This is a genomic window from Rhodococcus sp. ABRD24, from assembly GCF_004328705.1.
Lineage (GTDB): Bacteria > Actinomycetota > Actinomycetes > Mycobacteriales > Mycobacteriaceae > Prescottella.
Genome location: NZ_CP035319.1, coordinates 345913 through 357804 on the forward strand (window position 1 = coordinate 345913; position 11892 = coordinate 357804).

Consider the following 11892-nt stretch of genomic DNA (forward strand, 5'->3'; position numbering starts at 1 on the left):
CTGTGCGCTACGTGGGGTGGTCAGAGCATGTCCAATCCGAGATCCAGCACGGTGACCGAATGGGTCAATGCGCCCACCGCGAGGTAGTCGACGCCGGTGCCGGCGTAGTCCGCGGCTACATCCAGCGTCAACCCACCCGAGGACTCGAGCTTGGTACTCGGCGCGACGGTGTCGCGTCGCTGCACCGCGATCTGCGTCTGCCACAGTGGAAAGTTATCCAGCAGAACCAGTTCGGCATTCTCCGCGAGCACCTCGTCCAACTGCGTGAGGTTGTCGACCTCCACCTCGCATTCGATGCCGGGTGCAGCGGCCCGAACGGCCCGCAATGCCGCGACGGCCGAGCCCGCAGCCACCACATGGTTGTCCTTGATCAGGGCGGCGTCACCGAGACCCATTCGATGGTTGACGCCCCCGCCGACCCGGACCGCGTACTTCTGCAGGCCACGCAGACCGGGCAGTGTCTTTCGGCTGTCGCGGATCTTGCACTCGGTTCCCTCGACCGCATCGACCCACGCTGATGTAGCAGTCGCGATGCCGGACAGGTGGCACATCAGGTTCAGCATCGTTCGCTCGGCCGTGAGCAGGACACGGGTCGGCGCGGCCACGGTGAGAACCGCGTCACCGGGCTGGATGCGAGTGCCGTCGTCGACGCGGCTGAGCACCTCGTAGTTGCCGGCACCGATCACCTCGTCGAGCACCATGAGTCCCACGTCGATGCCCGCGACGGTTCCGGCCGCGCGCGACACCACCGACGCCTCGGCAATGGCGCCCTCGGGCACAGTCGCCACCGATGTCACGTCCGGGCCGTACCGCAGGTCCTCGTCGAGCGCAGTGCGCACCAGCGCGAGCGTCTCCAGCGGATCGAGTCGGTCCAACGCGGTCATCGTGCTCCTGTCGATTGCAGTTCGGGTAGTTCCAGGTCACCGTCGCGGCCGAGTCGCACCGCGAAGCTGCGGCGAAACTCGTCGGACGAGTCGGGATAGTCGGTTCGGGTGTGGCAGCCGCGGCTCTCTCGCCGAGCGGATGCGGCCAGTGCCAGCGCGGATGCGGCGACCGTGAGCGCAGTGTCCTCGAGCGCGCGGCCGTCCCCTGCCACCGCAACCCCACATCGTGCGAGTTCACCTGCCGCCGCGTCCAGTCCGTCGCCGTCGCGCACGACCGACGCGTGCGCGGTCATGAGCGACTGCACCCGCTCCCGCGCGGCGCGCGGCCGGAACGGAAGGAGCAGATCAGTTGCCTCGACTGACATGTCGGCACGTTCAGCGGCCGCATGACCGACCCGTTCGCCGACGACGAGCCCCTCGAGCAGGCTGTTCGACGCGAGGCGATTGGCGCCGTGCAGCCCAGTCCGGGCCACCTCGCCGGCCGCGTAGAGGCCCGGCACCTCGGTTCGCCCGTGTACGTCCGTCGCGACACCGCCGCACGAGTAGTGAGCTGCCGGCGCCACCGGAATGAGCTGAGCCGACGGATCGATTCCCGCCGCCAGACAGGACGCGGTGACCGTCGGGAACCGCAGCGCGAACCCCTTCAGGCCTCGCGCGTCGAGGTACACGTGGTCACCGCCACTCTCGCGCAGCCGCTGCGCAATCGCCCGCGAGACCACGTCACGCGGCGCGAGGTCCCCGAGCGGGTGGATGCCCTCGGTAACCGAGCGACCATCGGCGTCCACCAGTCGCGCGCCTTCCCCCCGGACCGCCTCGCTGATCAGCGGGCGTCGCCCGATCCCGTTGGGCGTGTACAGAACCGTGGGATGGAACTGGACGAACTCGAGATCGGTGACGGTCGCACCGGCCTCGAGGGCGAGCGCGATGCCGTCCGCGGTGGCGCCTGATGGATTGGTGCTACACGCGTACAGCTGGCCGAGCCCTCCAGTCGCGAGCACGACGGCTGGTGCGTGGATGACGCCCAGTCCGTGCTCGGACACCACGATCAGCCCGGTGACGCCCCGCGCATCCGTCGTGACCCGCGCAGCGGCGGCGCCGTGCAGCATCGGCAGCCCCAGAGCGTTGAGGGCTCGTTGCACCTCGGCGCCGGTTGCATCGCCGCCGGCATGAATGATGCGGCGCGTACTGTGCCCGCCCTCTCGGGTGCGCGAGACGACTCCGTCGGATCCGGTGTCGAACGCGGCACCCACCGCGATCAGAGACGCGACGGCTTGTTTGCCCGCCGACACGATCGACCGCACCGCGGACTCGTCGCACAGCCCGGCGCCGGCCGTGCACGTGTCACCTGTGTGGGAGTCGACCGAATCGGTCCGCCCGTCACCTACGACAGCGATGCCGCCCTGTGCATACTGCGTCGCGGTGTCGGTCGCTCCGCCCTTGCTGACGCCCAGGACCCGCAGTCCGCGCGATATCGCGGTGCGAGCCGCGGTCAGTCCCGCGACGCCACCCCCCACGATCACGAGGTCGGCGTGTGCCTCCCACACCACGCCGCCACTCTCCGCGCGCGCGGTCATTACTCCCCGCCGCCGGGATTCCCGATCTCGATCATGCGCTGAACGGACGTGCGGGCACGCTCGGCGACATCGGGAGCAACGTTGACCTCGTCCTTGCCCTCGACCAGGCAGCGCAGCAGGGCTGCCGGGGTGATCATCTTCATGTAAGGGCACGACGCACGGTCGTTGACGGCCTGGAAATCGACGCCCGGCGCCGCCTTGCGCAGCTGATGCAGCATGCCCACCTCGGTCGCGACCAGCACCTGCTTGGCCCCGGTCTCACGGGCGGCGTCGAGCATCCCTCCGGTCGAGAGAATCTTGACCTTGTCTGCGGGAACGAAGCCCTCGCCGGCGAGGTAGAGCGCGGACGTGGCGCAGCCACACTCGGGATGCACGAAAAGTTCGGCGTCCGGATGCGACTTCGACTTGGCAGTCAGCTCATCGCCGTTGATGCCGGCGTGCACATGGCACTCACCCGCCCAGATCTGCATGTTGGTCCGGCCGGTAACCCGCTTGACGTGGGCGCCCAGGAACTGGTCCGGCAGGAACAACACCTCGCGGTCGGGGTCTATCGACGAAACGACGTCGACCGCATTGGACGACGTGCAGCAGATGTCGGTCAGCCCCTTCACCTCGGCGGTGGTGTTGACATACGACACCACCACCGCATCGGGGTATTCGGCCTTCCACTCTCGGAGCTGATCCGCGGTGATCGAGTCGGCGAGCGAGCAGCCGGCCCGTTCGTCCGGGATCAGCACTGTCTTCTCCGGGCTGAGAATCTTGGCGGTCTCGGCCATGAAGTGGACGCCACAGAACACGATCGTGCCCTCTTCGGCCTCTGCGGCGATCCGCGACAGCGCGAGCGAGTCACCGACATGGTCGGCGACGTCCTGGATCTCGGGCAGCTGGTAATTGTGCGCCAGGATCGTGGCGTTGCGTTCCTTCGCCAGACGACGCACCTCCGCCGCCCACTCGGGTCCGGCCTCGACGCCGGTGTATCCACCGGGGCCGTCCTGGATCGTTCCGGCACCCGCCCACAACGTCGATGTCATGGCCACTCCTTCTTCGCGAAGCTCGTTTACAGCTCCGTCACTACAACCCGGGCGGGCTGGCCCGAATTTCCGAAATCGAGGTTTTCGACTTAGGATCGAAAACATGACACATGGTAGCACCGTTCACGAAGTGCTCACCGCGGTGTTCCAGGTTCGAACCCCCGGGGGAACAATCGCCGCAGGTGACGGCCATCACGGCGATTCCTGTTGCCGAACCGACGAGTTGATGGTGCTGCTGTGGCAGCGCGCACTCGACCCCGAGAAAGGCACGTGGTCACTACCCGGCGGAACCCTGGGCGACCACGAGGACCTCAAAACCTCCGCGCGACGCCAGCTCGCAGAGAAAGTCGACGTGCGCGATGTGGCACACCTCGAGCAGCTATCGGTTTTCAGCGACCCGCACCGGGTACCGGGGCCGCGCCGGATCGCATCGACCTACCTCGGACTGGTCCCGCTTCCGGCGGACCCGCAGCTGCCGCCCGACACCGCATGGCACCCCGTCTCCGCCCTACCGTCAATGTCGTTCGACCACGGCACCGTGGTCGAACACGCACGCACCAGGCTCGCCGCAAAGCTGTCCTACACCAACATCGCCTTCGCACTCGCGCCGGACGAGTTCACGATGTCCACACTGCGTGAAATCTATTGTGCCGCATTGGGATATCAGGTCGACACGACGAACCTACAGAGGGTGCTGACTCGGCGAGGAGTCATCATCGCAACCGGAAGCACGGCACCCCCCGGACGGACCGGTGGCAGGCCCGCCGCCCTGTACCGCTTCACGGACACCCGGCTGCGTGTGACGGACGAGTTTGCCGCCCTACGGCCACCGGTCTGATCTTCACGCAACTCGCAGATACTCGACGAGGACGTTCTCCATGGTCGACTCCCGCACTGCAACGCCTGCCGTGGGTAGCGGAGTCGGCAACGGCGGTGCCGTCGATCGGTACCGGTGCCCCGTCGGCGTCCGCAGATTCACCACATGCAATACCGACCGTCCGCGACGCCCCCGGCAGACACTCGCGGACCAACCGAGACCTTGTTTGGCGTAGTTACAGCCTGCGCACAGCCCCGCACCGTTATCCGTCGAGGTGGTACCACCCTCTCCATGGGGCCGAACGTGGTCGCGATGACGGATGGAGGCATCGCACCACGGCGTGCGGCAGGTCCGGTCTCGCAGGTCGATCAGCCGAGCCAGCCCCTCCGGGAAGCAACGCGATCGCGATTCGACGGCCGTGAGCGCGCCAGAGCTGGGGCAGGCATAGACACGACGCAGTGTTGCCCGACCGTCGTCAGCCGCATTGGTGATCCACTGCCGAGCGATCCCGGCCGGGATCGGCCCGGATCCCATCAGATGCGCCGGCTCCGCTCCCCCGGCCAGGAGGCTCTCGTCCGAGATCACCAGATTGACGGTTACCGGCACCGCCCCGGCCGCGGACACCCCCGTCACTCGATCTACGAGCAAGTCCGCCATGATCTGCGATCGCGACCGGCTGTCACCGCGGGCGAGGATCGAGTCCGCGTCTCGCGCCAGCGACGCATGCACCGCGACCGCCTGCGCCACGGGCAGTAGCGCTGTGACATAGCCCATAGTGTCCGGCGCCGGCCGCGAGGTCACTCGTCGATCCGATTTCGCCTTCCGTGCTCGCCGGACGATCGCCTCGGCGTCCCGTTGCACAGCAAGCGCTTTGGCCCGTGCCGCGATGGCGCGGTCCCCAAGACCGTCCAACGTAGCCGAATCCGCACACAGTTCCTTGTCCACGGCCGCGCGATCCTCGCGCGAGAGGCACGCAGTTTCGCGGGCGAGGATCGTGGCTCTCCACTCGCTGAGAATCCCTCGTTCCAGCAACGCCAGGGTATGCGGCATCTCGTCTACCAGCGCCTTGGCAAGACCGAGATGCCGACCACCGTTGTGTGGCGACACCCGGCGAGCCAAGGCCACCTCCGACGCGATGCCGCGACCCTGTTGTGCCGACGGCACACCGCGTGCCGCTCTACCCGCGCGCACAGAAACATCGAGATCGGCCGCCACCCTCGCTTGCGCCGCCGCGCACCCGGCTTTCAGTTCCTCGAGTGCCCGCAGCAGGTCGATCTTCGTCGCGTCGCCGATATTTCGATCCAGCGTCATCAGCTGGTCCAGGAATGCACGTAGCACAACGACACCGCTGCCGCGGTCGTCTGCGATTACCTCCGTAGACAATCCCCCCGTATCGAACATGCGTTCTACACTACCGGATACCTCCGTCGCACGCACGCACGAATTGGCGAAATCCCGCGGGGTATCCACTCGGCGACTACGCCAGGCCCAGGCTGCGCCCAGTGCGGTCGAGATTGCTGTCGACAGCGCGCTGGCCCGCGTCGTCGGTCAGGTCGATTCCCGGCATGATTCTGCGCAACAGCGGCTCCCACCGATCGCATTGCTGTGGGAAGCACCTCGACAGAACCTCGGCCATCAGCGGTGGGGCGACCGATGCGCCGGGCGAGGCACCGAGCAGCCCGGCGATAGTTCCGTCCGCACCGACGACAACCTCCGTTCCGAAGGTCAGAACTCCGATCCTGCGCGGGTGCGGCTTGACGAGCTGGGCACGTTGGCCCGCCTGCACAACCCGCCAGTGAGCCGGGTCAGCGCCCGGATGGAAATGCCGCAACTGCCCGAACTTACGTCGTCGCGATGCAAGCAACTGCCCGATCAGATAGCGCACCAGTGGAAGGTTCTGAACACCGACGGCAAGCAACACCACAACGTTGCGGACGCGGATGGTCGTGAACAGATCGGTGAGCCTACCGTGCTTCAACAGCCTGGTACTGAAAGTGGCGTAGGGGCCGAACATCAACGATTGCTTGCCGTCAACGATGCGCTTGTCGAGATGAGGTGCCGATATCGGCGGAGCTCCAATTGCGGCCTGGCCATACACTTTCGCGTCGTGCCGGCCGACGACGGCCGGATCGTCGGTCCGCAGGAACTGGGCGCCGATCGGGAAGACCGCGTATCCGCGCACCTCCGGGATCCGAGCCTTCTGCAGGAGCTTGAGAGCGTAGCCACCCGCGCCGACGAAGACGAAACGCGATTTCATCCGAAAGCTGTGTCCGGAATGCCGATCGAGGCCCCCGACGACCCAGATACCGTCTCCCCCGCGCGTCAAGGAAGTCACTTCGTGACCGGTTCGCACATGCGCGCCACGGCCCTCCATCGTCCGGACGAGGGCATGGGTGAGCGCCCCGAAGTCGATGTCGGTGCCGGCCTCGTAATGCGTCGCCGCGACCGGCTCGGCTCCACGGCGACCGTCCATGATCAGTGGCGCCCACTCCCGAATCTTCGCCGGGTCCTCGGTGTACTGCATCGCCGAGAACAACGGCAGCTGCCGCAGGGTGTCGTATCGCTCACGCAGATAAGCGACGTCGCGTTCTCCGAAAACGACGTCCATGTGTGGTGTGGAGTTGATGAACGAGCCGGGGTCAGGCACCTCACCGTCCTCGGCGAGCGCCGCCCAGAACTGCCGGGAGAGTTGGAACTGCCGTCCGATACCTTCAGCCTTGGCGGGATCACCGGGGTCGGGCATGTAGTTCAGTTCACACAGCCCGGAATGGCCGGTCCCGGCGTTGTTCCATGCGTTCGAGCTTTCCCCGGCCAGCTCGCCGAGACGCTCGAGCAACGCGATCGACCAGTCGGGCTGCAGCCTTGCCAGCAGTGCACCGAGGGTCGCGGACATGATGCCGCCACCGACAAGAACCACGTCGAGCACCTCGTCGTCCATCCCTCCGCCTGTCCCTCCGCCGCCGATCATGTCCATGCCACGCCCTCTCCTCACTGGTGTGACACAAGACTGCGCCGACCCAAATCATCCGTCCAATGAGAATATGTTTCGCTTATCATCCATAAATGGATGAATTCATGTCCGCCGAAATCGAGGCGATAGCGCCGTTGCTCGCCGCCTTCGACGCAGCAGCGGAAGAAGGACACGTGACCCGCGCATCCGATCTCCTCGGCGTCCCACAGTCTTCGCTCAGTCGGCGCCTCAAGACGCTGGAGAAGACATTGGGGGTTCCGCTGTTCCAACCGGTCGGTCGCCGGATCGCCCTCACCACCCAGGGCCGGGAACTGTTCGAACGTACGCACAGCCTCGTGCGAGCACTCGACGACGCGGTCGCGGTGGTGCGTAGCAACGCCGATCCGGAGAGCGGACTCGTACGATTCGGCTTTCCACTCACGCTGGGGCCGGTGAGCATCCCGTCGTTGCTCGCCGAGTTCCACACCATCGCACCGCGGATCCGGCTACACCTGACGCAAGCCCACGGGGACGCGCTCGCCGAGATGGTGCGCGACGGCCGTCTGGATCTGGCGGTGATGATCCCGCCACCCGACGACCTGCCTGCGACCGTGCTCGGACGCCAGCGCCTCTTCCTGCACGTCTCACGTACCCACCCGCTTGCCGGCAGGAAGCGGATACAACTCGCCGAACTCACCGCCGAGTCGTTCATCGCCAGTCCGCCGTCCTACCACCTGCGGCGCACCCTCGACGCATCTTGCGCCGAAGCAGGATTCGCTCCTCGGGTGTCATTCGAGATCACCGAGTTCGAGACGATCCGAGCACTCGTTGCCCACGGCCTCGGCGTTGCCCTGCTACCGGCAGCCGAGACCCCGCACCCCGAGTTGGTCAGCATCCCCCTGTCAGGAGTGCCCCAGCGGGACATCGGACTCGCCGGCGGTAGCCACCGCCCGACCCCGGCGGTGGACCGGCTACGCACTCACATCGCTACGCGCGCAGGCGCATTCATCGGGAATGCAGGCTCGTAGCAAGTCCGACCCTCAGGTCAGGTGCACGTCGATCTCACGTCGGCTCCGCGGACGACTCCAGCTACACCCTTACCCACACCGGTTCAGCGCTTGCTGCTTTCGTCGTCGACTACGCCGTTCATTTCCTCCGCGCCGACGGCACACACGGGTGTCACGGTGTTCACAGTGTTCGCACCCTCGACACGAACTCGATCGTCCAGGGCGACTTCGTGATCCGGATCACCCACGCCAAGGTCGTCGTGCGGACTGAGTGAGACCAGAAGCAGATAGATCAGCGCGGCCGCCAGCGGCTGGAGGATGAGCACGAGCGGAGTCACCAGCCCCGGTGCAGCAGACAGAATGTCACCGATCACCGGCGCGTCGGGCTTGGGATACCGCAGACGCGCAACACCCATGCCGACCAGCGCGGCAAGGGTTGCCCCGATACCCGAACCGCATACCAAGGCGGCCAGCACCGCGGGTCCACGGGCGCGACGCACTCCCCACGCGGCTACGGCCGAGAGCACACCCACCACGAGGCCGATTCCCGCGAAGATGGCGATCGAATCGAACTGGTGCAGGCTCTCGGTCGTGAGCACCACCCCGCGGTCCTCGGCGACCACGAGCATCCGTTCGGGCGGCGCGAGAAACGCCCAGACGACACCGGACAGCCCGCCAGCCGCGACGAGCGACCACACGATCCGCAGGGTCGCGCTCATCTCGGGGCGGCGTCGAGTTTTCACAACCCGCGACGTTACCTGCGTCCGAGCTCGGCAGAGTCGGTGACGCCGTGACGTGAGCACTTCGCCCACCAGCCGTCCGGGCTGACCTGGACGATCATCCGTCGACCACACTGCTCGCAGAACCGCGGTGGTTCGAGCCCCAGCTGCGCGGCGGTAGGGACTGTGTCGTCGCCACCGGTCAGGACCCGCCTGCCGGTATAGACGTTGTAGCGCTCGTCCGCCGCCTCGATGCCACTCACAGCGTGGCGTTGAGAGCCTTGATCGGCATCTCGAGGTCCACCAACAGGTCGAGGTCACTCTCCGCTGGACGCCCGAGCGTGGTCAGGTAGTTGCCGACGATGACGGCATTGATTCCGCCGAGCATGCCCTGCTTGGCACCGAGGTCTCCGAGGGTGATCTCGCGTCCGCCTGCGAAGCGCAGAATGGTGCGCGGCAGCGCGAGACGGAACGCCGCCACCGACTTCAAGGCCTCGCTCGCAGGCAGCACGTCGAGGTCACCGAACGGTGTGCCGGGCCGCGGGTTGAAGAAGTTCAGCGGCACCTCGTCCGGCTCGAGCGCCGCGAGGTTCGCGGCGAACTCGGCCCGCTGCTCGACGCTCTCACCCATGCCGAGGATGCCGCCGCAGCACACCTCCATACCGGCCTCGCGGACCATGCGCAGGGTGTCCCAGCGCTCGTCCCATGTGTGGGTGGTGACGACGTTCGGGAAGTACGACTTCGCAGTCTCGAGGTTGTGGTTGTAACGGTGCACGCCCATCGCGGCGAGCTGATCGACCTGCTCCTGAGTGAGCATGCCGAGCGAGCACGCGATCTGGATGTCGACCTCGTTGCGGATCGCCTCGATGCCGGCCGCAACCTGGGCGAGCAGCTTCTCGTCGGGCCCGCGGACGGCGGCGACGATACAGAACTCGGTCGCGCCGGTCTTCGCGGTCTGCTTGGCGGCCTCGACGAGACTCGGGATGTCGAGCCAGGCAGCCCGCACGGGTGACTGGAACAGGCCCGACTGCGAGCAGAAGTGGCAGTCCTCGGGGCAGCCGCCGGTCTTGAGGCTGATGATGCCCTCGACCTCGACCTCCGGCCCGCACCACTTCATCCGCACGTCGTGGGCGAGCGCGAGCAGATCCTCGAGACGCTCATCCGAGAGCTGCAGCACCTCGAGCACTTGGTCCTGTGACAGCGCCTCGCCACGTTCGAGCACCTGATCACGGGCAATTTCGAGAATGTCGGTCCGCGCGGGGGCCTGGGTCACTGCAACTCCTCGGGTTCGAACAATCCCGGTCGAGCCGAGATTCGAAGCGTGATCGGTGCCCGAATTGAACACCGTACAAGTTGGACGGCGTTCACGTTAGATCTGCGGTGGAATAGTGTCAAAGGACAGCCACCATCGATTCGGGGAGAACTGCAGTGCAGCTACGACGCGGGGACGTCCTCGACGGCGCCATGGCCATCCTGGACGAGTACGGGCTGGCCGATCTCACGATGCGCCGACTGGCTACCTCCCTCGGCGTGCAGCCCGGCGCCCTGTACTGGCATTTCCCGAACAAGCAGACATTGCTCGGCGCGATGGCTGACCGCATCCTCGAGGGCGTCGACGCTCCGGTTGCGTCAGCCCGATGGGACGATGGCGTCGCCGAACTGGCGCACCGCCTACGGGACGCGCTGCTCGCGCACCGGGACGGCGCCGAGTTGGTGGCCGCCACGTACGCGTCACGGATGACATCGAATCTGGCTCGCGAGAGTTTCGTCGGCGCCGGCGTCCGGGCCGGCCTGTCCGGTCCACACGCCGAACTCGCCGCCTACACGCTGCTCTACTTCGTCCTCGGTCAGACTGTCGACGAGCAGTCCCGCGCGCAGATGGAAGCCATGGGTGCACTCACCCGTGCTCCCGTCTCCCCCGACGCCGAGACCGCTGCCGAGATCGGACCGGACGAGGACCTGCTCGACGGCGATCCCGCAGTGCGCTTCGACTTCGGTCTCGCACTGTTCATCGACGGCATTCGTGCCCGAATCGGCGAGTCGGCCGTGCACGGCTGAAGGCCATCACCACTTGGTTCCCGCACCGACCACGCCATCCGGCGAATCGGCGAGCATTCAAGCGCCAATGATGGCAGGCTCGAACACATGGGTGACACATTGAACATCGGACCGGTCGAACTCGTCGTGCTGACATTCCCGGGGACACGGGTGAGCGACGCCGCAGTCGCGGCCTTGCAGAACGTGGTCGACCGCGGATACGTCACACTGCTCGACCTCGTCTATCTCGCCAAGGACGCCGACGGGAACGTCACCCAGGTGGACGTCGACGAGGATCTCGACGAGGTCGGTCTGGCAATCCTGTCGATCGAGGCGAAGTCCCTCATCAGCGACGAGGATCTCGACGTCGTGCGCGACTCGCTCGAACCCGGCACGTCGGCGGCGATCATCGTCTACGAGGAGACCTGGGCCCGGCAGTTCGCGTCGACGGTCCGCGACGCGGGTGGCCAAGTCGCACTGCACGTCCAGATTCCCCGCGACGCGGTACTCGCCGCCGTCGAAGCAGCACTCTAGAAAACAGGAGAACCACATGGTATTTCGAGCCGGCCGCAGGGGTCGCCCCGGATTGCTCGGCACCGTCGCTCGTACCGCTGTCATCGCGGGCACCGCGCAGGCCACGTCCAACGCCGTGAACCGTCGTGGGCAGCAGCGTGCCGCGGAGCAGCAGGCGTACGCCGATCAGCAGGCTGCCGCTGTCCAGCCTGTCCCACCAGCACCAGCACCGGCACCGGCACCGGCACCGACTGGCGACGACCTGGTGTCCAAGTTGCAGCAGCTCGGCCAGCTGCACCAGTCGGGTGTGCTGTCCGACGAGGAGTTCGCGGCGGCAAAGGCGCAGCTTCTCAGCTGAGG

Annotated in this window: 13 protein-coding genes; 5 read left to right on the plus strand and 8 right to left on the minus strand. The window is 66.6% G+C overall.

Translation table 11 applies throughout. The features are described from left to right. Nucleotides 1-20 precede the first annotated feature (20 nt). Genes nadC through nadA form a run of 3 tightly spaced genes read right to left on the minus strand, consistent with a single transcriptional unit; the run spans nucleotide 21 to nucleotide 3489 of the window. Nucleotides 21-884, minus strand: a complete 864-nt coding sequence (nadC, locus tag ERC79_RS01495) for a carboxylating nicotinate-nucleotide diphosphorylase (protein ID WP_131575108.1) — start codon at nucleotides 882-884, stop codon at nucleotides 21-23. Continuing rightward, entirely contained in the window at nucleotides 881-2458 is a 1578-nt protein-coding gene (locus ERC79_RS01500) for an L-aspartate oxidase (RefSeq protein WP_131575110.1), read from the minus strand. The genes nadC and ERC79_RS01500 overlap by 4 nt, the downstream gene beginning before the upstream one ends. Then, nucleotides 2458-3489, minus strand: a complete 1032-nt coding sequence (nadA, locus tag ERC79_RS01505) for a quinolinate synthase NadA (RefSeq protein WP_131575112.1) — start codon at nucleotides 3487-3489, stop codon at nucleotides 2458-2460. The genes ERC79_RS01500 and nadA overlap by 1 nt, the downstream gene beginning before the upstream one ends. A gap of 103 nt (nucleotides 3490-3592) precedes the next feature. On the opposite strand from nadA, the gene ERC79_RS01510 reads away from it, so the two are divergent. Beyond that, complete coding sequence (locus ERC79_RS01510; protein WP_131575114.1) at nucleotides 3593-4327, plus strand: NUDIX domain-containing protein; 735 nt, start codon at nucleotides 3593-3595, stop codon at nucleotides 4325-4327. Between the two features lie 3 nt (nucleotides 4328-4330). Here the strand turns inward: ERC79_RS01510 and ERC79_RS01515 are convergent, their stop codons facing one another. Next, nucleotides 4331-5617: an HNH endonuclease signature motif containing protein gene (locus ERC79_RS01515; protein ID WP_242676829.1), complete on the minus strand. Its 1287-nt coding sequence runs from the start codon at nucleotides 5615-5617 to the stop codon at nucleotides 4331-4333. Between the two features lie 166 nt (nucleotides 5618-5783). Continuing rightward, on the minus strand, nucleotides 5784-7274 hold the full coding sequence (gene mqo, locus ERC79_RS01520; protein WP_165497198.1) for a malate dehydrogenase (quinone): 1491 nt from the start codon (nucleotides 7272-7274) through the stop codon (nucleotides 5784-5786). A gap of 95 nt (nucleotides 7275-7369) precedes the next feature. Here mqo and ERC79_RS01525 point away from each other — a divergent pair, with 95 nt between their 5' ends. Continuing rightward, entirely contained in the window at nucleotides 7370-8284 is a 915-nt protein-coding gene (locus ERC79_RS01525; RefSeq protein ID WP_131575120.1) for a LysR family transcriptional regulator, read from the plus strand. An 83-nt stretch (nucleotides 8285-8367) separates the two neighbouring features. Here ERC79_RS01525 and ERC79_RS01530 read toward each other — a convergent pair whose 3' ends face one another. Genes ERC79_RS01530 through bioB form a run of 3 tightly spaced genes read right to left on the minus strand, consistent with a single transcriptional unit; the run spans nucleotide 8368 to nucleotide 10255 of the window. Further along, entirely contained in the window at nucleotides 8368-8982 is a 615-nt protein-coding gene (locus ERC79_RS01530) for a DUF2567 domain-containing protein (RefSeq protein WP_131575122.1), read from the minus strand. A gap of 35 nt (nucleotides 8983-9017) precedes the next feature. Then, nucleotides 9018-9245 carry a hypothetical protein gene (locus ERC79_RS01535; protein ID WP_207390405.1) on the minus strand — a complete coding sequence of 76 codons (228 nt, stop codon included), beginning with the start codon at nucleotides 9243-9245 and terminating at the stop codon, nucleotides 9018-9020. Continuing rightward, nucleotides 9242-10255, minus strand: coding sequence for a biotin synthase BioB (gene bioB, locus ERC79_RS01540; protein WP_131575124.1), 1014 nt, complete (start codon nucleotides 10253-10255; stop codon nucleotides 9242-9244). The genes ERC79_RS01535 and bioB overlap by 4 nt, the downstream gene beginning before the upstream one ends. Before the next feature lie 155 nt (nucleotides 10256-10410). Here bioB and ERC79_RS01545 point away from each other — a divergent pair, with 155 nt between their 5' ends. The 3 genes from ERC79_RS01545 to ERC79_RS01555 all read left to right on the plus strand — a co-directional run bounded on the left by ERC79_RS01545 (nucleotide 10411) and on the right by ERC79_RS01555 (nucleotide 11890). Continuing rightward, nucleotides 10411-11040 (plus strand): TetR/AcrR family transcriptional regulator C-terminal domain-containing protein, encoded by a 630-nt coding sequence (locus tag ERC79_RS01545; protein WP_131575126.1) that lies wholly within the window; start codon nucleotides 10411-10413, stop codon nucleotides 11038-11040. An 87-nt stretch (nucleotides 11041-11127) separates the two neighbouring features. Further along, on the plus strand, nucleotides 11128-11553 hold the full coding sequence (locus ERC79_RS01550; protein ID WP_131575128.1) for a DUF6325 family protein: 426 nt from the start codon (nucleotides 11128-11130) through the stop codon (nucleotides 11551-11553). A 16-nt stretch (nucleotides 11554-11569) separates the two neighbouring features. After that, nucleotides 11570-11890 carry an SHOCT domain-containing protein gene (locus tag ERC79_RS01555; protein ID WP_131575130.1) on the plus strand — a complete coding sequence of 107 codons (321 nt, stop codon included), beginning with the start codon at nucleotides 11570-11572 and terminating at the stop codon, nucleotides 11888-11890. The last annotated feature ends 2 nt before the right edge of the window (nucleotides 11891-11892 follow it).

Coding starts and splice junctions, on each gene's coding strand:
- ERC79_RS01550 (WP_131575128.1), top strand. CDS start 11,128: ATGGGTGACACATTGAACATCGGACCGGTCGAACTCGTCGTGCTGACA.
- nadA (WP_131575112.1), bottom strand. CDS start 3,489: ATGACATCGACGTTGTGGGCGGGTGCCGGAACGATCCAGGACGGCCCC.
- mqo (WP_165497198.1), bottom strand. CDS start 7,274: ATGATCGGCGGCGGAGGGACAGGCGGAGGGATGGACGACGAGGTGCTC.
- ERC79_RS01555 (WP_131575130.1), top strand. CDS start 11,570: ATGGTATTTCGAGCCGGCCGCAGGGGTCGCCCCGGATTGCTCGGCACC.
- ERC79_RS01510 (WP_131575114.1), top strand. CDS start 3,593: ATGACACATGGTAGCACCGTTCACGAAGTGCTCACCGCGGTGTTCCAG.
- ERC79_RS01515 (WP_242676829.1), bottom strand. CDS start 5,617: ATGACGCTGGATCGAAATATCGGCGACGCGACGAAGATCGACCTGCTG.
- ERC79_RS01500 (WP_131575110.1), bottom strand. CDS start 2,458: ATGACCGCGCGCGCGGAGAGTGGCGGCGTGGTGTGGGAGGCACACGCC.
- ERC79_RS01525 (WP_131575120.1), top strand. CDS start 7,370: ATGGATGAATTCATGTCCGCCGAAATCGAGGCGATAGCGCCGTTGCTC.
- nadC (WP_131575108.1), bottom strand. CDS start 884: ATGACCGCGTTGGACCGACTCGATCCGCTGGAGACGCTCGCGCTGGTG.
- ERC79_RS01530 (WP_131575122.1), bottom strand. CDS start 8,982: ATGAGCGCGACCCTGCGGATCGTGTGGTCGCTCGTCGCGGCTGGCGGG.